At 75.1% G+C, this 19,050-nt stretch carries 14 protein-coding genes and 1 pseudogene; 7 read left to right on the forward strand and 8 right to left on the reverse strand.

Annotated features, from left to right (window positions below):
* Nucleotides 1-170 precede the first annotated feature (170 nt).
* From WMF26_RS02580 to WMF26_RS02590, 3 genes are all read left to right on the forward strand, one after another.
* Nucleotides 171-1,334, forward strand: a complete 1,164-nt coding sequence (locus WMF26_RS02580) for an alpha/beta hydrolase (protein WP_437953804.1) — start codon at nucleotides 171-173, stop codon at nucleotides 1,332-1,334.
* Nucleotides 1,335-1,404: 70 nt separating this feature from the next.
* Complete coding sequence (locus tag WMF26_RS02585) at nucleotides 1,405-2,625, forward strand: GNAT family N-acetyltransferase (RefSeq protein WP_437999026.1); 1,221 nt, start codon at nucleotides 1,405-1,407, stop codon at nucleotides 2,623-2,625.
* A 13-nt stretch (nucleotides 2,626-2,638) separates the two neighbouring features.
* Nucleotides 2,639-3,163 (forward strand): J domain-containing protein, encoded by a 525-nt coding sequence (locus WMF26_RS02590; RefSeq protein ID WP_437999027.1) that lies wholly within the window; start codon nucleotides 2,639-2,641, stop codon nucleotides 3,161-3,163.
* 159 nt (nucleotides 3,164-3,322) lie between these two features.
* Here WMF26_RS02590 and WMF26_RS02595 read toward each other — a convergent pair whose 3' ends face one another.
* From WMF26_RS02595 to WMF26_RS02630, 8 genes are all read right to left on the reverse strand, one after another.
* Nucleotides 3,323-6,643, reverse strand: coding sequence for a protein kinase domain-containing protein (locus tag WMF26_RS02595; RefSeq protein ID WP_437999028.1), 3,321 nt, complete (start codon nucleotides 6,641-6,643; stop codon nucleotides 3,323-3,325).
* Between the two features lie 542 nt (nucleotides 6,644-7,185).
* Entirely contained in the window at nucleotides 7,186-7,884 is a 699-nt protein-coding gene (locus WMF26_RS02600) for a thioredoxin family protein (RefSeq protein WP_437999029.1), read from the reverse strand.
* Between the two features lie 38 nt (nucleotides 7,885-7,922).
* A complete protein-coding gene (locus tag WMF26_RS02605) occupies nucleotides 7,923-8,816 on the reverse strand; it encodes a hypothetical protein (RefSeq protein ID WP_437999030.1) in 894 nt (297 codons plus the stop codon).
* A gap of 2 nt (nucleotides 8,817-8,818) precedes the next feature.
* Entirely contained in the window at nucleotides 8,819-9,814 is a 996-nt protein-coding gene (locus WMF26_RS02610) for a phosphatase PAP2 family protein (RefSeq protein WP_437999031.1), read from the reverse strand.
* A gap of 16 nt (nucleotides 9,815-9,830) precedes the next feature.
* Nucleotides 9,831-10,187 carry a cupin domain-containing protein gene (locus WMF26_RS02615; RefSeq protein WP_437953809.1) on the reverse strand — a complete coding sequence of 119 codons (357 nt, stop codon included), beginning with the start codon at nucleotides 10,185-10,187 and terminating at the stop codon, nucleotides 9,831-9,833.
* A gap of 113 nt (nucleotides 10,188-10,300) precedes the next feature.
* On the reverse strand, nucleotides 10,301-12,064 hold the full coding sequence (locus tag WMF26_RS02620; protein WP_437999032.1) for a DUF4139 domain-containing protein: 1,764 nt from the start codon (nucleotides 12,062-12,064) through the stop codon (nucleotides 10,301-10,303).
* A 19-nt stretch (nucleotides 12,065-12,083) separates the two neighbouring features.
* Nucleotides 12,084-14,387 carry a DUF4139 domain-containing protein gene (locus WMF26_RS02625; RefSeq protein WP_437999033.1) on the reverse strand — a complete coding sequence of 768 codons (2,304 nt, stop codon included), beginning with the start codon at nucleotides 14,385-14,387 and terminating at the stop codon, nucleotides 12,084-12,086.
* 74 nt (nucleotides 14,388-14,461) lie between these two features.
* On the reverse strand, nucleotides 14,462-16,153 hold the full coding sequence (locus tag WMF26_RS02630) for an Eco57I restriction-modification methylase domain-containing protein (protein ID WP_437999034.1): 1,692 nt from the start codon (nucleotides 16,151-16,153) through the stop codon (nucleotides 14,462-14,464).
* Nucleotides 16,154-16,346: 193 nt separating this feature from the next.
* On the opposite strand from WMF26_RS02630, the gene WMF26_RS02635 reads away from it, so the two are divergent.
* From WMF26_RS02635 to WMF26_RS02650, 4 genes and pseudogenes are all read left to right on the forward strand, one after another.
* A complete protein-coding gene (locus WMF26_RS02635; RefSeq protein ID WP_437999035.1) occupies nucleotides 16,347-16,472 on the forward strand; it encodes a hypothetical protein in 126 nt (41 codons plus the stop codon).
* Nucleotides 16,469-17,032: a holo-ACP synthase gene (gene acpS / locus WMF26_RS02640; protein WP_437999036.1), complete on the forward strand. Its 564-nt coding sequence runs from the start codon at nucleotides 16,469-16,471 to the stop codon at nucleotides 17,030-17,032. Before WMF26_RS02635 ends, acpS begins: the two co-directional genes overlap by 4 nt.
* Nucleotides 17,029-18,834, forward strand: coding sequence for an NAD(P)H-hydrate dehydratase (locus WMF26_RS02645; RefSeq protein ID WP_437999037.1), 1,806 nt, complete (start codon nucleotides 17,029-17,031; stop codon nucleotides 18,832-18,834). The genes acpS and WMF26_RS02645 overlap by 4 nt, the downstream gene beginning before the upstream one ends.
* A 63-nt stretch (nucleotides 18,835-18,897) precedes the next feature.
* Nucleotides 18,898-18,975 (forward strand): annotated as a pseudogene (locus tag WMF26_RS02650) (hypothetical protein); the annotation flags it as partial.
* Nucleotides 18,976-19,050 lie beyond the last annotated feature (75 nt).

Genomic DNA, 19,050 nt, shown 5'->3' on the forward strand with positions numbered 1-19,050 from the left:
AAGGCAGAGCTTTTTCCACCCGGGCGTGCCCGAGCGCGCTCGCTCGCGCCCTGACCTGGGCGGCCGTGCGACACCGGCGCTGGCGGCGCCGCCGCGCCGGCGTCCCCGGCGCGCGAAGCGCGTCGGCCCGAGGTTGCGCACGGCAAAATAATCCGCAATAGACGGAAAGGATGATCCTGCATCAGTCTCAGGTCGAGCAGACGGTCGACCGCGATGAGCGGGACAGGTTCATCAAGGAGCTCGTGGTGGTGCGGGTCCGCAGCACGGCGGTCGAGGTCGCGCCGGCGAGCCGCGGGATCGAGGGGGCGCGCGCGCCGGGCGGGGAGGACCCGGTGGTCGACCGGGAGCCGGTGGTGCACGACGTGCCGCTCGCGATGATCCGGAAGCGCAGCGCGCGGCTGCGGAGCACGGTGGCGAGCGTGCTGCTGATCCACGGGTACGGCCAGAACCGGTACATCTGGCACCTGCCGTCGCGCAGCTTCTCGAACTACCTGGCGCGGGCGGGCTTCGACGTCTTCAACCTGGATCTGCGCGGGCACGGGCGGTCGCGGCACCTCGGCGCGCGGCGGCCGGGTCACGTGACCGATTTCGTCCGCGAGGACGTGCCGGCGGCGATCGAGGAGGTCCGGCGCATCTCGGGCCCGCGGCCGGTGTACCTGATCGGGCACTCGCTCGGGGGGCTCATCAGCTACGCGACGGCGCCGACGATGGGCGACGCGGTCGGCGGGATCATCACCCTCGGGAGCCCTTACCTGTTCACGCACGGGTCGCGGGTGCTCGAGCTGGTCGGCCGGCTGATGCTGACGGTCGATCAGCGGGTCCCGCTCGGGCAGGGGGCGCTGCCGCTGTCGGCGTGGGGGGAGCCGTTCCGGTTCGTGCGCGCGTTCATCGAGAGCCCGATCTTCCCGCTGCCGATCCGCGGGTTCGTCCCGGGCTCGATGGAGACCCGCGTGCTCACGCAGCACATGTCGCTCGCGATGGACAGCGGCAGCATCACGGTGCTGCGGAACATGTTCCTGGACGCGGCGGCGTCGCGGAAGAGCGGCCAGCACATGGGGAGCCTCTTCGGCTACGCCAAGGCGTTCGAGGGCCTGGATCTGCCGCTCCTCGTCGTCGCCGGCGCGCACGACGACCTCGCGCCGCCGGCGTCCGTGAAGCCGGCCTACGATTTCAGCCGGTCCTCGGACAAAACGTACCGCGAGTTCCCGCGCGGACATCTCGACATCGTGGTCGGGAGGGACGCGCCGCTCACGGTGTGGCCGCTCATCGAGGCGTGGCTGAAGACGCGCATCCGGCGCGCGGCGGCGCGGGAGCGGGAGCGGCTGAGCGCGTAGGCCGCCGCGGGCGCGCGCCGCTCCTTTGCTTCTGCGCCAGCGCGCGCGGCTCCTTTGCTATCGTGCCCACATGGATATCGAGCTCCGGCAGATGGCGGCCGAGCAGCACGCCGAGTTCCGTCAGCCCATCCTCACCGCGTTCGGCATGCCCACGACCCCCGAGCGCCTCGAGGGCGTGAAGCGCCTCCCGGAGCTCACGTCGCGCATCGGCGCCTACGAGGGCGCGTCGGTCGTCGGGGCCGCCGGCTCGTTCTCGCTCACGATGACCACCCCGGGCGGCGCCGTGCCCGTCGCAGGGCTCACCATGGTCGCGGTGAACCCGACGCACCGCCGCCGCGGCATCCTCACGCGCCTCATCCGCCGGCACCTCGACGACGCGCGGGCCGAGGGGCGGCCGATCTCCTCGCTCTGGGCCACGGAGGGCGGCATCTACGGCCGCTTCGGCTACGGCATCGCGTCCCAGGCGTGCTCCATCTCGATCGAGCGGGACCGCGCCGCGTTCCGCCACGAGGCGGGCGCAGAGGGGCGTGCGCGGCTGCTCGACGAGGCGGCGGCGATCGAGGCGTTCGCGCCGGTCTGGGAGCGCGCCCGCGCGTTCGCCCCCGGGATGCTCGCGCGCTCGAAGGCGTGGTGGCAGGTCCGCCGGCTCGCCGACAACGACTTCACCCGCCAGGGGGGCGGCCCGCTCCAGCGCGTCGTCATCGAGGTCGACGGGCGCGCGGAGGCGTACGCGATCTACTGCATGCACCACAAGTGGGACGCTTCCAGCATCCCGGTCGGCTCGATCCGCGTGATCGAGGCGATCGGCGCGACGCCGCTCGGGACCCGGCTCATCTGGCGCTACCTCTTCGACATCGACCTGGCGCAGCGGATCGAGGCGAGCCTCCTGCCGCCGGATCACCCGCTCGGCCTGCTCCTCGTCGAGCCGCGGCGCCTGCGCCTCACGGCGAGCGACGGGATCTGGGTGCGCATCGTGGACGTCGAGGCCGCGCTCGCGGCGCGCGCCTACGGCAGCGCCGAGGCGCTCACGCTCGAGATCGCCGACCGCGATTGCCCCTGGAACGCCGGCCGGTTCCGGCTCGACGGCGGCGAGCGGCGCGCGGCGCGGACCAGCGCGGCGCCGGACCTCCGCCTCGACGTCGCGGCGCTCGGCTCGGCGTACCTCGGCGGCGTCTCGTTCCGGTGCCTCGCCGACGCCGGCCAGGTCGAGCAGCTCTCCGAGGGCGCCGTCGAGCGCGCGGATCGGCTGTTCCGCGCCGCGCGCGCGCCGTGGTGCCCCGAGATCTTCTGAGGGCCCGCCCCCGATGACGCTCCCGCTCCGCGGCGTCTACGCGGTGACCCCGACGCGCCGCCGCCGCTTCCTGTGGGCCGCCTGGTGGACGGCCGAGCCCGTGCGCGAGCCGTTCCGCCCGCCGGACGCGAGCCAGGGCGGCGCGCGGACCGTGGAGGAGGCGAGGGCGCAGGCCGAGCGCGCCGCCGGGCGCCCGCTCGTCGAGATCGAGCCGGCGTGGGCGACGGCCTGGACGCGCATCCTGCGCGGCGAGCCCCCGTGGCCCAAGCCGCGCGCGCGGCGGGAGGCGCCCCCGCCGCCCGCGTCCGAGCCGTCGCGGCGCGCCCCGTCGCGGCCCGCGTCCGCGCGCGGCGTGTCGCCGTTCGCGGTGCTCGGCCTCCCGGAGGCGGCCGGCGCGGCCGAGGTCCGCCGGGCGTTCCGCCGGCTCGCGCTGGTCACGCACCCCGATCGCGGCGGCGACGCCGGCGAGTTCATGCGCGTCAAGTGGGCCCACGACGAAGCCATGTCCAGGGTCTCACGCCCGAAGCGCCGGGCGTAGAGCGGCGGTCACCCGCTTCGGATACGGGCCCATCTCGACGTTTTCGGTGCTCAGCGCACCGGAGTGCGCTTCCGCGCCGAAAACGCCGAGCTGGGCCCGTCTCCTGTGCGGGTGACCGCCGCTCTGTAACGCATGTGCCAGAGACGGGCGAAAACGGCTCTAGCGCTTCACCGCCTCCGCGACCTTCCGCGCCTCGTCGAGGAGGGGCGCGTACTCGTGGCCGAGGAGGGGGTTTTGGCGGAGCGCCCGCTCCAGCGCGGACGCGGCGCGCAGCGAGAGCTCCCGGCGCTGCGCCGGCTCGGGCTCCGCCTTCGCCTTCAGCAGGAGCAGCGCGCCCTGCTCGGCGCTCGCCGCGGGGAGGGCCGGGTCGATGGCCAGCGCGCGATCGATCATCGCGAGCCCGGCCTCGACCTCCGCGCGCACGTCGACGAGGCTCGGCGCGGCCGAGGTCGCGCGCAGCCGGTGGACCTCGGCCAGGGCGCCGAAGATCCGCGCGTTCCGGTCGCTCGACCCGAGGGCCCGGAGCAGCGCGCGCTCCGCGGCGTCGAGCGGCGGCGCCGGGCTCCGGCCCCGGGACGCGAACCACCGCGCCGCGAGCAGGTCGACCTGGCCGAGCGCGAGGAGCACCCCCGCGCTCGCCGGCCTCGCGGAGAGGACGCGCTCGACCGCGCCACGCGCCGCGCGGAGCGCGGCCGCCGGATCCTCGCCGCGGTCGAGCGTCCACCGCGCCGCCTCGAGGCGCGCGAGGCCGGCCCCCTGCTGCGCCTCGAGATTTCCCGGGCGGAGGCGCATCGCCGCGCCGTACCCGTCGAGCGACCGCGCGAGCGAGACCTCGGGGCTCTCGCCGGCGAGCCGCTCGTACCGGCCCTGGATCAGGTAGGCGAGGGCCAGGGCGCCGTGGGCCGGGTGGCTGTCCGGGCGCAGCCGGAGCGCCGCCTCGAGGTTGTCCTTGGCGAGCTCGAGCGACTCCTCGGGCGGCGTCCCGTGGTCGAGCTCGTACTGCGCCCGCTGCGCGTAGAACCAGCCCTGGTTGAGGTGCAGCGGCGCGTCGTTCGGCGCGATCTCGATCGCCCGCGCGGTGTGCGACGCGCTGAGCTCGAAGAGGGGGAGGGGGTCGGCGCCGCGGGACGCGCTGTCCTCGGCCATCATGCCGTAGGCGATGCCGGCGTCGTTCCACGCCCAGAAGGAGCTCGGGTCGAGCGCGAGCGACCGCTCCATGCTCTCGACCGCGCGCCCGAGCGAGGGCCGCACGTCGAGCCCGAGGGAGCTCTCGTGCGACGCGAGCAGGAAGATGCTCGCCCCCATCGCGCCGTGCGCGGTCGCGTCCGACGGGTCGCCCAGCACCGCCTGCTCGCTCTCGGCGATCGCCTGCACGAGGTCCGGCCGCGGATCCGCGCCGCGCGCGAGGTCGCGCCTGGCCCGGTGCACGAGGGCCCAGGCCTTCTTCGCGTGGGCGCCGCTCGCGCGCGGGTTCGCGCGGAGCGCCTTGTCGCAGCGGGCGATGATCTGCGCGAAGAGCTCGTCGGCGCCGCCGCCGCGCTGCGCCTCGATCAGCATGATCTCGCTCAGGGCGCGCGCGGCCGCCTCGTGGACGTCGGGATCGCTCTCGGCCATCTCCGCCGCGACCTCGTACGAGGCGACGGCGTCCCGGAACTCGACGAGCGCCGCCTCGGGCTCCCCGAGGTCGCGCGCCGCCGCCCCCTTCGCGAGCAGGATGTCGCCCTCGAGCATCTTCGCCTCGTACTCCCAGGGCGATCGCGCGAACGCGCGCCGCGCGTCGGCGAGCGCCTCGTCGAAGCGCCCCTCGTAGAGCTCGATGAGCGCCGCGGTGTACGAGGACGGCTCGGCGGCCGAGCGCGCGCTGTCCCGGAGGTGCTTGAGCGCCGGGAGCCTGTGCCGCTCCTCGAGCTCGAGCTGATGCGCGGACCGCTCCCCCTTGTCGGCGAGGCGCCGCGCCCGGTCGAGCCCTTTTCTGTAGAGCATCCCGTGCACGAGGCCCGCCGCGAGCTTCGCCTCCCGCGCGGCGTACCCGCTCGCGAGCGCGGCCTCGAGGTGCGAGAGCGCCTCCTCGGGCTCGTGCAGCGCGAGGTGCCCGCGCCCGAGCGCGTAGTGGCCCGGGCCCTCGACGAGATCGCCCCCGGCGTCGCGCAGGGCCTGCATCTTCCGGTCGATCTCGCCCATGCGCGCGCGGATGACCTCCTTTTCGCGCGACACCTCGTGGAGGGGGAGCGCGTACGCGTAGCGCATGAAGAGCTCCATCTCCTTCACGTCCTGCCCGAAGCCCTGGGCCAGCGACGCCATGTGCGCCGAGCGCTCGGCCTGGCGCGCGGCGGCGAGCTTCGCGCGCAGGGCGACGGCGCCCGAGAGGGCGAGCACGAGGAGGGCCGCCGCGCCCGCCGCGACCGCGAGCTTGTGCTTCTGCGCCCGCTTCAGGGCGCGGTAAGCGAGGCTCGCGGGCCGCGCGTCGATCGGCTCGCCCTCGAGGTAGCGCCCGAGATCGAGCGCGAGCATCTTCGCGGAGTCGTACCGCCGCTGGGGCTCCTTCTCGAGGCACTTCATCACGATGGTCTCGAGATCGAGCGGGATGCGCCTGTCGATCTGGCGCACCGGCACGGGCAGCTCGTTCGCCACCCGGGCGACGAGGCTCGTCACCGACGGGTCGACGAACGGCGGGCGCCCGGCGAGGATCTCGTAGAGCGTGGCGCCGAGGGAGTAGACGTCGGTGCGGCGGTCGAGCTGGCGCTGGCCGCCGGACACCTGCTCGGGCGCCATGTACGCCGGCGTCCCCTCGCCGCTGGTCGTCGCCCGGACGTCCGCGGCGATGTCCCGCGCGAGCCCGAAATCGAGGAGGTAGGGGCGGAAGGCGCCGTCGGCCGTCCGCTCGACGAGGATGTTCGCCGGCTTGATGTCGCGGTGGATCAGCCCGAGCCGGTGGGCGGCGTGGAGGCCGTCCGCCACGTCGGCCACGATCTTCACCCGCTGCTCGAGCGACGTCTGCTGCGCCACGCGGTGGAGCGGCAGGCCGTCGATGTACTGCATGGCGATGAACGGCTGACCCTGCGCCTCACCGACCTCGTACACCTTGCAGACGTTCGGGTGCTCGACCCGGGCCTGGGCCTGCGCTTCCCAGATGAAGCGCTGGGCGAGATCCGGGTCGTTGCCCCGGATGAGCTTGAGCGCCACGTACCGCTGGAGCCGCGGGTCCTTGGCCTTGTAGACCGTGCCCATGCCGCCCCTGCCGATGAGCGACACGCACTCGTAGCGGTCCCAGTCGCGGATGGGAAACCGGCTCGGCACGCGCGACGACGGCGGATCGACGCACGCGAACACGGTGTCCTGCGTGGCGCCCGAGCCTCCCGGCGCCGCGGAGCGCGACGGCCCGCTCTCGGGCGCGAGCGGGACGGGCCTCGACGTGGGCTCCGGGTCCGCCGGACGCGCGACCTTCGCGCTCTCCTGGCTCGCTCTCCCCGCTCGGCTCATGATCCGGACCCTCTTCAACATCGAAGGCGGAGCCCCCCGGGCTCTGGGCGCCGATCCCGCCCGAGGAGGGGCACGACGACCGCGCGCGAGCCGCTGCTCGATTCATAGCTCATCGCCCGCGAGCGCACCGACATGAACCTTCGCATCCGCACCTGCCTCGGCAGCTCCCAGCGCGATGGCCTCGACTCGCCATCTCCCGAACGCCTGGTCGCCAGCCAGTGAGCGTCTCGCCTGGGCGTGAGCTACGAGCGATGTCGTTACAGAACTTTCGTGCAACGGTAAGCTGTAGTTTATGTCCATGTCAACACCCGGGCGGCCCGAGCCCCGGTATCGTGCTGTCGTTCAGGACGGCGCCGAGGTGCGATGCTGGCCGCGGGGCGATGTCCGCGCGGCGGGCGCGCAGGTGCGGGGGCGCGCTGCTCAGGGCGGACGCAGGAGATTGACGCGACCGACAACGTCCGTGGCGATTTTGGTGAGGCGCGCGACGTGACGCCGGGGTGGGTCCAGATGCGATGCTGCGGATGGGCCCGCTTCCGGGGCGCTCAATACTTGACGGTGCAGCCGAACGCCTCGGTCTCTTTCGTGGAGACCGGCTTTCCGGCGGTGAGCTCGGCGAGCGCCGCGTCGACGTAGTTGGTGACCTGCTCGTCCGGCTCGGGCTCACCGCCCTTGGTGCTGTCGATGGCGCCCGCGTAGACGAGCGTGCCCTGCGGGTCGATGACGTACATATGTGGTGTGCGCTGGGCGCCGTACGCGCGACCGACATCGCCCTTCTCGTCGATGAGGAGCGGGTAGCTCATCCCGAACTCCTGCTTTGCTTTCGCGTTCTCCTCCCGGGTGGTGCCCTGCTTGCCCGGAGCGCCCGAGTTGATGGCGAGCCACACGACGCCCTTCTGGATGTGCTGCGCCGGCACGCCCTTCAGGCCGCCCTTCCTGTGGGAGAGCTGCACGAACGGGCAACCGGGGTTGAACCACTCGAGCACGACCGTCTTGCCCTTGTAGTCGGCCAGCTTGACGGGCTTCCCGTCGAGGTCCGGCAGCGTGAAATCGGGCGCGGGCTGGCCGATCTTCGCCTGGGTCGCCGGCGCCTGGGCCGCCTTCGCCTCCGCGGGCTTCGCCTCGGCGGCCTTGGCGGGCTGCGCCGCCGCGGCGCCGTTCGCCGCCGGCGCGCTGGGCTCGCCGGGCTGAGTGCACGCCGCGAGCGCCGCGGCGAGGAAGGTCAGGGGAATGAGCTTGTGCATGCCGAGACGCTTACCACGCCCCGCGATGAGCGCATGCGTCAGGGGAACTCCGGCCAGCGATCTCCCGTCGCCCACCGGTACCGCAAGCCGAGCTGCCCGAGATCCGCGCCCAGCAGGCCGAGCCGATCGGGCGTCGCCGCCACCACCATCGCCGTCCCCACCGCGTCCAGGTGGTGTGTCAGCGCGATGGCCAGCATCGGGCCGACGCGCACGACGACGCTGCCGCGGCCGGGGTTGCCGATCACCTCGGCGGCGGCGCCGAACCGGAGCTCGCCGAACTTGTCCATCTCCCCCATGAACCCGAGCCGCGCGCGGTAGAGGTACGGCGGCTTCATCACCGTGTGGAGCGCCTCTTCGTAGAGGTAGAACCCCTCGGGCGCGCCGAGCACCGCGTAGCCCGTGGCCACGCCGAACAGGCTGCCTCCGAGCAGGGGTATCGAGCCCGACACCTCGATCTCCCCCGCGACGTAGCGCGACAGGGGACCCTGCATGAGCTCGGTCTCCCTGCGCGTGTACGACGCCCGGGGCTCGAGGAAATACTGGCTCGTCGAGAAGGCGTATCGCGCGCCGCCGCGGATCTCCACGCTGGGCAGCGCCGCGCGGAGGCCGACGTACTCCGCGCCGCCGCTCGGCGACACGCTCGCGTAGCCCTCGATCCCGAGCCAGGACCAGTGCGGCTTGCCGTAGCCGAGCGCGAGGCTCGGCCGGTAATAGATGACGCCGAGCTCCAGCACCGCGGAGACGAACGGGCGCGCGCCCGCGCTCCGCGCCCAGTACGAGCGCTTCTGGAGCAGGTCGACCCCCGAGGACACCGGCGGCGCATCGGCGGCGGGCGGCGGCAGGTCGGCCGGGTCCTGGGCGCGGGCCCCGGCGGGCGCGAGGGCGAGCGCGGCTAGCGCGGCGGCGGCGGCGAGCGTGCGGCGCAGCGCCATCGCTAGAACCTGCCCACGAGGTACCCGCCGAGCGGCGCGGGCACGAAGCGGATCGAGACGCCGTCCCCGCGCGGCGCGCGCGCCGACGTCGAGGCCGGGGCGCCGCCGCGGTAGTGCAGGAGCCACGGGAGCCCGAGGCCCGTGAGGGCGCCGACGGCCGCGCCGGTGAGCGCGTCGGTCGCGAAATGCTGGTCCGAGACGACCCGCAGCGTCGCCACGGCGGTCGCGGTGCCGAGCGACGCGGCGCACGCGAGCGCGTCGGGCGCGCCGCCGCCGTACAGGGGCAGGTGCGCGTGGTGCGAGCACACGAGGCCCGCCGCCGTGAACGCGGTCGAGCTGTGGCCGCTGAAGAAGCTCCGGTAGCGCTTGCTCCCCCGGCAGTCGTGGTCCTGCTGCTCCTCCGGCCCGGTGCAGCCGGCGCGGTAGGGGCGCTCGCGGCTCGTGAGCCCCGCGACGACGCCGTTCAGCGCCGCGTTGAACGCGAGCGCCTCGATGTCGATCATCGCGATCTCCCACGCGACGCTGCCGCGCCCGTGCCCCCACCAGGTCACCAGCAGGGCGTCCACCGCGAGGTGGTTGGTCATCAGCGTGAGCAGGAGATCGCTCGCGTCCCGCGCCGTCTCGCGCTGGCGATCGCTCCGGATGCGGAGCGCCTCTCGCGCCGAGCCGTCGAAGCCGTTCACGGTCGTCCACCGGCCCTCCGAGGGCGGGATCGCCAGCGTCCCGAAGGCGGTCGCGGCCAGGAGGCCCGTGGCCACGTACTCGCTCACGCGGAAGCGCGGCCAGCGCGGGTCCCACGCGACCTCGCGCCGCGCGCGCTCCGGCGGCGCCGCGGTCGTCCATGCGGCCGCCGCGGCGCCGGGCGCCGCTGGGGCCGGCTCGGCCTGCGCCGCGCCGGGCGTCGCCGGGGCCGGCTCGGCCTGCGCCGCCGCCGCGCCGAGCGTCGCCGCCGCGGCGAGCGCGCCGGCGGCGGACCGTAGGGCAGCGGTGCACCTCAAGGGGCGGACCGCGCGATCAGAAGTCGGGGTGGCCGATGACGAGGAACTCCAGCGGCCCGGCGCCCGCGTTGCGCAGCCCGTGGTGCACGTTCTTGTCGACGTGCATCATCTGGCCGGGGCCGAGCGGCACCTCGCGGTCGCCGACGATGCCGAGCGCCTTGCCGGACAGAATGTAGATGGTCTCGCTCGTCTCGGTGTGGAGCTCGCGCGAGATCTCGCAGCCGGGGTCCATCGTGCCCTTGTAGAAGCCGAAGGCCTGCCCGAGCCCCTTTCCCAGCAGCTGCGCGAAGAAGACGCCTCTGTTGGGCAAATACTCGGTGGCGTCTTCGTCGGCCGCGGTCAGCACCACGGCCCCGTCGATCTGCTGCCTCATGGCGATCCTCCTCCTCGGCGAGTGAAGCTGCTGGAGAATCCATCAGTTACAGAAGCGTGCGGCGTCCTGTCAACGGCGCTCCTCGCGAGGAGCGCGACGGTGACGATGGCATTTCAGAACGGCAACACCACGCTCGCGGCGGCGCGGAGCTCGTAGCTGAACGACATCGTCTTCAGCCCCTTCGGCGGCAGCTCGACGCGGCCGCGGAGGAAGCCGTCCTCCTCGTCGAGCGTCCAGCCGGGGGCCTCGCCGAGCGCGATCTCGACGTCGGCCACCTCGCTGACCGGGATCCGCTCGGTGACCAGCACCCGCTTCACGTCGCTGGAGAGGTTGGAGAGCGAGAGCTTCACGCGCCGGCGGATCTTGCGGCTGCCGGTGATCGCCGAGGTGTCCTGCTCCTCGTCCACGGTGCGCCGCACGCGCACCGCGTCGTCCACGCCGAAGCCGAGCTCGAACGGCTCCCCGGCGCCGACGAAGTCGAGCCGGGCGCGGCCGATGAGGCTGCCGCCGCGCGCGACCTTGACCGGGCCCGCGAGCAGCGGGCGCGGCCGCCCGCCGGCGCCGCCGCCGTCCAGCGTCACGGTCGCGCGCAGGTGCGCCGCGGGGTGGGCCTCGGGGTACAGCACGAGCGCGAGCTCGGCCGGCAGCGCGCGCCGCGCGATCTCGATGCGCGTCGGGCGGCCGTCGGAGGGCAGGGTCACCGGCTCCGCCGCCTCGAAGATCAGCGGCTCGCCCCCGTCGTCCACGCCCGGCATCTCGTCGACCGCCCGCGCCCCGCGGCCGAGCCCGGCCGTGGCGATGGCCTGGTCGCGCGCCTCGACGACGACGCGGCGGCGGTCGACCTCCGCCCTGCGCCGCGCGCGGAGGACGTCGTCCGCGAGCAGCGGCGCCTCGGCGCTCCGCGACGGCCGCGCGGTCGAGAAGCGCGCGGTGACGTTCTCCCAGGCCTCGCCCGTCGCCTGCCACGCCGCGGCCCAGGTGGTGAGCTCGACCGAGCCGCCGGCGCCCTGCGCCCCGGCGCCGCCCGCGCCGGCCGCGGTCGCGCCGGCTGCAGCGGCGCCCGCGGGAGCGACCGAGAGCCGCGCCAGGTGCTCGGGGCGCCAGATCGCGCACGCGACGCGGTACGTCAGCTCGATCTCGACGGGCTGCGGCGCGGGCGCGTGCACCTCGACCTCGACCACCGCCTCGTAGCGCGGCTGCTCGATCGACCCCTCGCGCAGCCGCGCCGCGGCGCGCCGGGCGTCGTCCTCGGCGTGCGCCCGCGCCGCGCGCGCGTCGGCCGACGCGCCGAGGGCCTCGGCCAGCGCCGCGTGCAGGGCCTCGACGCCGGCGCGCCACGAGGCGAGCCGCGCGGGCTCGCCGGCGTCCTTCGGGACCTCGCTCATCGCCTGCGACCACTTCGCCAGCAGCTGGTCGAGGTGCGCCTCGCGGCGCGACGCCCGGTCCCGCGCCCGCTCGGCGGCGCCGGCGCGGCGGGACGCCTCGCGCTGCTCGCGCGAAAGCGCGTCGATCGCCTCGCGCCCGAGCGCCGCCTCCCGGTGCGCCCTCCACCGCACGCGCGCCGCCGTCACCCGGACCGCGCCCTCGGCGCCCGCGCCCGCGACGCGCGCCTGCACGGTGCGCTCGTCGACGAACACCGACACCCCGCCGATCGCGATCCACTGCGCCCCGGCCCCGACCTCGACGCGCGCGGCGCGCACGACCTCGGCGCGATCCTCGAACAGCGTCACCGCGCGCGCGGCGCTCGGGTGAGGCGCCCCCTCGGCGGCGCCCGCTGCGCCGGCGATCACGCCGCCCTCGGCCCCGCCGCCGGCGTCCCCTCCGCCGGCGATCCGCTCCGCCCGGTCCGAACCGCTCGCACTCGTTGCCGTCGCCATGGCGCGCCTATTTCTCCTGTTATTCTCGACGGTTGCCGCCGACGATCTCGTTCTTGGAGGAGAGCGCCACGCGGTAGGTGAAGGCGACCGAGGCCTTGCCGCCGGGCGCGATCGGCACGCGCCAGCGCAGCCCGCCGCGCACGGGCTCGCCGAGGTCCTCCTGGGTGTACGGCTCGGCCCTCGGGTGCGACGAGACCAGCTTGATCTCGACGTCCTTGTCGTCGGTCACCGGGATGCGGTCGAGGACCTCGACCTCGACGCCCACGCCGAGCGACGAGGAGAGGTCGATGGTGATCGCGTGCTCGACCGAGAGCGAACCGCCGAGCAGGCCGGCGCTCGACTCCTCGACGCGGGCGTTCCTCGCGACCCGGATCCGCTCCTCGACGCCGAGGCCGGCGCGGAGGAGGCCGCCCCGATCGACGTGCCCGAGCGAGGACTGCGCGGCGAGGGCGCCGTCGACGAAGATCTCGACCGGCCCGGCGAGCAGCGGGGCGTCGAACGGGTTCTCGACGCGCGCCTCGCGGTAGACCTCGGCGGCCTCGCGCGGCACGGCGACGAACCGCGGCGTCGCCGGGGCGCGCGCGGCGCTCAGGGCGACGCGGTGGAGCCTGCCGTTCGACGGCACGTCGGCGGCGCTCTCGCCCGCGTAGAGGTGGTCGAACTGCCCGCGCGAGTCGCGCGGGTCCACGGCCCGGGGCGGCGGTCCGAGGTCGTCGATGGCCATCTGCGCCCGCCGCGCGGCGCGCCTCGAGGGCCCGGGCTCGTCGCGCGCGAGCCGGCCGCGCTGCGGGCCCGTCCCGGGGAGGTGCAGCGCGTCGAAGTCGAGCCACCCTTCGACCTGCGCGGGCTCGACCGGCGCCGGGGCCGCGCCGGCGCCCTCGAGCTCGCCGCCAGGGTCGAGCAGCTCGTCGGCCGCGCCGGCCCAGCGCTCGACGCTCGCGTCGTGGGCGAAGGCGGCCATGGGCGCCTCGGGCGCGCTCGCCTGGAGCGCCTGCGGCGGGGGCGGGCCGCCGTAGCCGCCGCCGAACGAGGGGAGCGACAGCCCGCGCGACTTGCGCGCCGCGGCGGCCGGCATCGGCGCGGCGAGCGGCATCGGCACGGCGGCCGGCGCCGGGGGAGGGGGCGGCCTCGGGGCCGCGGCGCGCTCCCGCCGCATCGGCGGCGGGGCGGCTCCGGCGCGAGGAGGCGGCGGCAGCGCGGCCCCGCCGGGAGGCGGCGCCGTCCGGGCCATCGCCTCCCGCAGATCGTCGCTGGTCTGGCCCGGCGCGGCCCGGCTCAGCGTGGGCTCGTCGTCGTCGTCGGGCGCGGGGGGCGGGAGCTCCGCCGGGGCGGCCGTGGTCCTCGCGGCCGGCGGGGGGAGGGCGGCGACGAAGCGGTCGAACCCCTCGAACATGGCGTCGAGGCCCTCCGGCGCGGGGCGGTAGCCGCGGCGCGGGGGGCGCTGCGCGCGGCCCAGCCGGAGCGAGGCGAGCTCCGGCAGCCGCGTGTCCTGCGCGAGGTCGGCGGTGGCGAGCGCGACGCGCACGCCCTTCCAGTCCTCGCCGGACGCCTGCGCGACGAGGGCGTCGAGCTGCAGCGCGACCTCGGTCGCGCCGCGCGAGAACCGCGCCGCGTAGGCGGGCCACCACCGCGCGGCGCCGACCGCGTACTCGAGCCGGAGCGCCGGCGCGCCGCCCGACCCGTCGCGCGCCGGCGCGAGCCGCACGACCACGTCGAGGCGCGCCGGCGCGCGCTCCTCGATCTCGCCGCTGGTCGCCTGGGCGGCGTCGAGCTGCGCGGAGAGGAGCTCCTTGCGGGCGCGCTCGAGCTCGTCCTCGAGCGCGGCCAGGCGGGCGTCGAGCGCGGCGAGCTCGCCCGAGAGCAGGCCGCTCACCGCGAGGGCGTCGCGGATCCGGGCCGCGGGGTCGCCCGGCCGGAAGCGCCGCGCGAGCTCCGGGTGGAGCGCGACGGCCCCGAGCTGGTCGCGCCAGCGGCGGAGGTGGTCGTGCTCGGCCGACAGCCGCTCGATCGCGAGCTCGAGCGCGCGGAGCTGCGCCGAGAGCGCGCCCCGCGAGACGGGCGCCGGGGGCACGACGAGCCGCGCGCGCACGCCGACGACCTCGCGCGGCGCCGCCGCCGCCGCCTCCGGCGGGCCGCCCGCGACCGCCACGAGCGCGCGGAAGCTCCCCGGCTCGGCGAGGGGCGTGACCCCGGGCACCGAGATCTCGAGCGCCCCGCGGGGCAGGGGCGCCGCGAGCTCGACGCGGCGGGTGACGATCGCCCCGCGCGCGTACACGACGACCGACTCGATACGGCTAGCGCACGCGATCTTCTCCGCCGTCATCCGTTCGTCCCTCGCCCGCGAACGTTGTGTGGAGGCGCGACGGTATCACGCCGCGCCCGGCGCCCGATAGCGGGCTATCTCCTCCTGTCGAGGAAGCTGAACCCCGGGAGCGCGTCGATGCCGTACGCGCGGAGCGCGAGCGCGTCGAGGCGGTGGAAATCGCGCTCCCGGAACGAGCCGCGGAGATCGCCGATCAGCTCCTCGGGGACGCTCGCCGGCGGAGGCAGGCGGATCCGCCGCAGGTACTGGGCCTGGAAGCGCAGGTAGCCGCCGCGCATCTTGACCGCGTACGACCACACGAAGAAGAGGGCGACCCTGGAGCTGAGCAGGCCGCCGAGCGCCTCCATGTCCCAGGCCTCCGACGTGACGAAGTAGAGGTTGTGGTGCGGGAGGAACCTGCCCCCCTCGTAGACCACCTCGTTGGATCCTGCGATGTCGGGGATGAGGAGCTTCGGGGCGGAGGCGAGCTCGGGGACCACGCGATCGATGGTGCGAAACCAGCTCGCGGCGCTCCTCTGGGCGATGTAGCGTTTCCTGATCTCGGCCTCGTGGGCGCGCAGGTATCCGGCGAGCTTCGGATATTCTTCCAGATTGACCACCTTGCCGTCGTCGCCGAACGTGTTGATGACGAACCGCCCGGCGTCCCGGACGCGGCCGCCGTCGAGCTGGTCTCGCATGACGAGCGGCACGAGCCGGTCGGGCTCGATATCGACCTCGTCGCCGACGATGTAGATCCGGTCGCTTCCGGTGGCGACGCCGATGCCGACGCGGGTCCCGCCCACCTCCTCGATCGGCGCGAACCGCGCCTCGAGGGCGCGCAGGGCCTCGAGGTGCTCCGGGGAGCTGAGCACCCACGGGTCGTCCCCCTCGAACCAGGAGGGGTACTCCGCCACGGCGACGCCGGCGCCGCGCTCCGGCGCGCCCCGCAGGGCCGCGGACGCGGCCTCGCACTCCTCCGGAGAGGCGGTGTGCAGCGTCGCGACCGGGACGCTCCCTGTCTTGCCGGGCGACACGGCGAAGATCGAAGGATAGGCGACGACGTCCGACTCGAACGGGGAGGCGCGGTGCAGGTCGACGTAGCACTGCACCCGGAACCACGTCGAGAGCATGCGGCGGAGCGGGGCGCCGTACCGGTTGAGGGTCCACCGGTCGGCGCAGATGAACGAGAGGACCCCGCCGGGCGCGAGGAGATCGAGGCCGCGCTCGATGAACGCGACGTAGAGATCGGCGCGGTCGTAGAGCGACCTGTACCGCTGGCGATACTCCTCCTGGAGCTCGGGCGAGAGCTGCTCGATCCGGACGTAGGGTGGGTTTCCGACCACCGCGTCGAAGCGGCGGCCCTGGCTCGTGAGCAGGAAGTCGCCCTGGGCGATCCAGGCCTCCGCGAGGCGCTCTGCGTCGCCGTGGGGCAGCCCGAGCCGGGCGAGCGCGCCGGCGACGGCGAGGCGCGAGCGGTCGACGTGATCGCGCGCGACGTCGTACGACCGGATCGCGGACGCGATTTGCAGGAGGTCGCGGTCGTGGCGCCGCGCCGACTGGATCAGGCGCTCGGCGGCCGGGACGAGGAACGCGCCGTGGCCGCAGGCCGGCTCGAGCAGCGACAGCGACGCGAGATCCCGGTCCGCCGTGTAGCCCGCGAGATCGAGGATGAGATTGACGACGTGGGGTTTGGTCAGCACCACGCCGTGGGTCTCGCCCGACGAGCGCTCGCCGTAGTCGTAGGCGCTCGGCGGGAGCATGACCGTCAGATCGAGGGCTGTCTGCATGGGCGCCGCGTGGAGATGCTAGCCGCGATCGGCGCCCTCCGGCGATGCCCGCCGCCGCGCTCGCCGCTCTGCGCCGGCGTCGGAGGCCGCGGCCGCCTGCCGCGCGCCGCCGCGAGGGCGTTTCTCCGCGATCGGGGGAGACGCGGATCGCGTTTCACGGGGCATCGACATTGAATAGGGTAGAGTCGCCCCCATGGCCTTCCCCCTGTGTCTCTGTTCCGGCGATCGCGCCGCGGCGAGCGCCGCCTGCGAGGGCGCCCCGCCGCCGCCGGCCGCCGCGCCCGTGCCGGGCCGCCGTTCGGTCGAGGTGGCCGCGTGATCCTCGGCATCGGCATCGACGTCTGCGGCATCGGACGCATGGAGGAGGCGCTCGCGCGGTGGGGGGATCGGTTCTGGGAGCGCGTGCTGTCCGAGCCCGAGCGGCGCTCGCTCGCGCACCGTGTCGACCGGGCGACGGCGCTCGCGGGCCGCTTCGCCGCGAAGGAGGCGGTGGTGAAGGCGCTGGCCGGGGCGCCGGGGGTCGGCTGGCACCACCTGGAGGTCCGCGGCGCGCCGCGCACGCCGCCGACGATGGCGCTCCACGGACCGGCGCGCGCGCTCGCGGACCGCCTGGGCGTCACGCGGGTGCATCTGTCGATCACGCACGACGCCGGGGTGGCGGCGGCGGTGGTGATCCTGGAAGGGGACGGCGAAGGCCGATCCCCGACGACGGATGATGAGGACGGCGAAGGCCGATCCCCGACGACGAATGACGCGGGCGGCGAAGGCCGATCCCCGACGACGGATGATGAGGACGGCGAAGGCCGATCCTCGATGACGAATGACGCGGGCGGCGTAGGCCGACCCCACCTGGACGACGAAGGGAAAGAGCGCTCGTGATTCCGGTCCTCTCGCGCGCGCAGATGCGCGCCTTCGATAAGCACGCGATCCACCATTGCCACGTCCCCGGCGTGGTCCTCATGGAGAACGCGGGCCGCGGCGCCGCCGACGTGATCTCGGCGATCATCGAGGCCCGCAGCGCCGCGCCGTCCGGCGACGCCGCGCTCCCCGGCCACGCCGCGCGCCCTGCGCCGCCGCACCTGGCCGCGCCCGCCAAGGCGCTCTGGCCCGCGACGCTGGCGTCCAGGGGCGGTCCTCGCTCCGGGAGCGTCCCGCCGCCGCCGAACGGCCGCCGCGACGCCGACGACGCCCGCGCCGCGCGGGTGCGCGCCTTCCCGGTGCGGCACGTCCCGAGCCCCGGCCAGCCCGCGACGTACCCGCTCCACGCCCGCGTCGTCGTCGTCTGCGGCGCCGGCAACAACGGCGGCGACGGCTTCGTCGTGGCGCGCCACCTCCTCGCCCGCGGCGCGGAGGTCCAGGTCTTCCTGGCGGCCTCGTCCGAGAAGGTCACCGGCGACAGCCGCATCAACCACGACGCGTACGTCGATCTCGGCGGCGCGCTGACCGAGCTCCCGCCGGGCGCGCCGCTCGCCCCGCTCGAGGCCGCGCTCGCGGAGGCCGATCTCGTTGTCGACGCCCTCTTCGGCACGGGGCTCGACCGCCCGATCGAGGGCCACCTCGCCGACGTCATCGGCGTCCTCAACACGGCGACCTGCCTCTGCATCGCGCTCGACGTGCCCTCGGGCCTCGACGCCGACAGCGGCGCGCCGCTCGGCGCCGCGGTGCAGGCCGACGAGACCGTCACGTTCGGCCACCTCAAGATCGGCCTGCTCACGCCCGAGGGCGCGCGGCTCGCCGGCAACGTCCATGTGGTCGATCTCGGCGTCCCGGACCGGCCGATCCTCGCCGAGGTGGGCCACGTCGCGGAGGTCATCCGCAAGGAGACGGTCGGCGCGTCGTTCCGCCCGCGCGAGGCGAGCGTCTACAAGCACCAGGCGGGCAACGTGCTCGTGATCGCCGGGTCGTCCGGCAAGCTCGGCGCCGCGCTGCTGACGGCGCGCGCGGCGATGCGCACGGGCGCGGGCCTGGTGACGATCTGCACCTGGGCCGACGCCGCGCCCGCGATGGAGTCGCGCGTCGTGGAGCTGATGACGACCTCGATCGATCCGGACCGCATCGCCGCGTCGCTCGACGGCGCGCTCGCCGGGCGGCGGGCGGTCGCGATCGGGCCTGGCCTGGGCCTCGACGAGCGGGCGCGGGCCGCGGTGGATCACGTCGTGCTCGGCTGGGACGGCCTGAAGGTGGTCGACGCCGACGCCCTGACGCACTTCGCCGGCCGCCCCGAGGCGCTCGCGACCGCGCGCGGGCACCTCATCCTGACGCCGCACTCCGGCGAGCTCGGCCGGCTGCTCGGCCGCAGCGCGCGGGCCGTCGAGGAGGACCGCTTCGGCGCCGTGCGCGAGGCGGTGGCCCGCACCGGGGCGATCGTCCTGCTGAAGGGGGCGCGCACGGTCATCGCGCTCCCGGACGGCCGCATGCTCATCTGCATGGCGGGCAACCCGGCGCTCGCCACCGCCGGATCGGGCGACGTCCTGACCGGGCTGATCGCGGCGCTCCTGTGCTCGATGGAGCCTTCCGCCGCCGCGAGCGCGGGGGTGCTGATCCACGCGCTCGCCGGGGACGTGTGGCGCGCGCAGACGGGCAGCGATCGGGGGCTGCTCGCGAGCGAGATCGCGGAGCTCGTCCCCGGCCTGATCGCGGCCCTGGCCGCCGGAGTCGATCCGCTGTCCGGCCAGGTCTAGACGGGGTGTCGGGGGACGAGCCGCGACGAGGATAAGCAACCGTTCACGGCTCGGATCTAGGCAGCTTCCGTCTCCCGTCTTCCCTCTTCCGTCCCCCGTCTCCCCTCTTCCGTCCCCCGTCTCCCCTCTTCCGTCCCCCGTGCGCGTGCGCGTGCGCGTGCGCGGTTCTCTTCGATTTTACTCGAATGAGCGCTGTCTCTATCCTCTCAACGGCAG

Origin of the sequence: Sorangium sp. So ce185 (genome assembly GCF_051526825.1) — a bacterium.
Taxonomy (GTDB): Bacteria; Myxococcota_A; Polyangia; order Polyangiales; family Polyangiaceae; genus Sorangium; species Sorangium cellulosum_D.

Bases quoted from the DNA above. Each gene is read 5' to 3' on its own strand.
- WMF26_RS02615 (WP_437953809.1), bottom strand. From the start codon at position 10,187: ATGAGGCAGCAGATCGACGGGGCCGTGGTGCTGACCGCGGCCGACGAA.
- WMF26_RS02600 (WP_437999029.1), bottom strand. From the start codon at position 7,884: ATGCACAAGCTCATTCCCCTGACCTTCCTCGCCGCGGCGCTCGCGGCG.
- WMF26_RS02620 (WP_437999032.1), bottom strand. From the start codon at position 12,064: ATGGCGACGGCAACGAGTGCGAGCGGTTCGGACCGGGCGGAGCGGATC.
- WMF26_RS02635 (WP_437999035.1), top strand. From the start codon at position 16,347: ATGGCCTTCCCCCTGTGTCTCTGTTCCGGCGATCGCGCCGCGGCGAGC.
- WMF26_RS02595 (WP_437999028.1), bottom strand. From the start codon at position 6,643: ATGAGCCGAGCGGGGAGAGCGAGCCAGGAGAGCGCGAAGGTCGCGCGT.
- WMF26_RS02580 (WP_437953804.1), top strand. From the start codon at position 171: ATGATCCTGCATCAGTCTCAGGTCGAGCAGACGGTCGACCGCGATGAG.
- WMF26_RS02590 (WP_437999027.1), top strand. From the start codon at position 2,639: ATGACGCTCCCGCTCCGCGGCGTCTACGCGGTGACCCCGACGCGCCGC.
- WMF26_RS02605 (WP_437999030.1), bottom strand. From the start codon at position 8,816: ATGGCGCTGCGCCGCACGCTCGCCGCCGCCGCCGCGCTAGCCGCGCTC.
- WMF26_RS02585 (WP_437999026.1), top strand. From the start codon at position 1,405: ATGGATATCGAGCTCCGGCAGATGGCGGCCGAGCAGCACGCCGAGTTC.
- WMF26_RS02630 (WP_437999034.1), bottom strand. From the start codon at position 16,153: ATGCAGACAGCCCTCGATCTGACGGTCATGCTCCCGCCGAGCGCCTAC.
- WMF26_RS02625 (WP_437999033.1), bottom strand. From the start codon at position 14,387: ATGACGGCGGAGAAGATCGCGTGCGCTAGCCGTATCGAGTCGGTCGTC.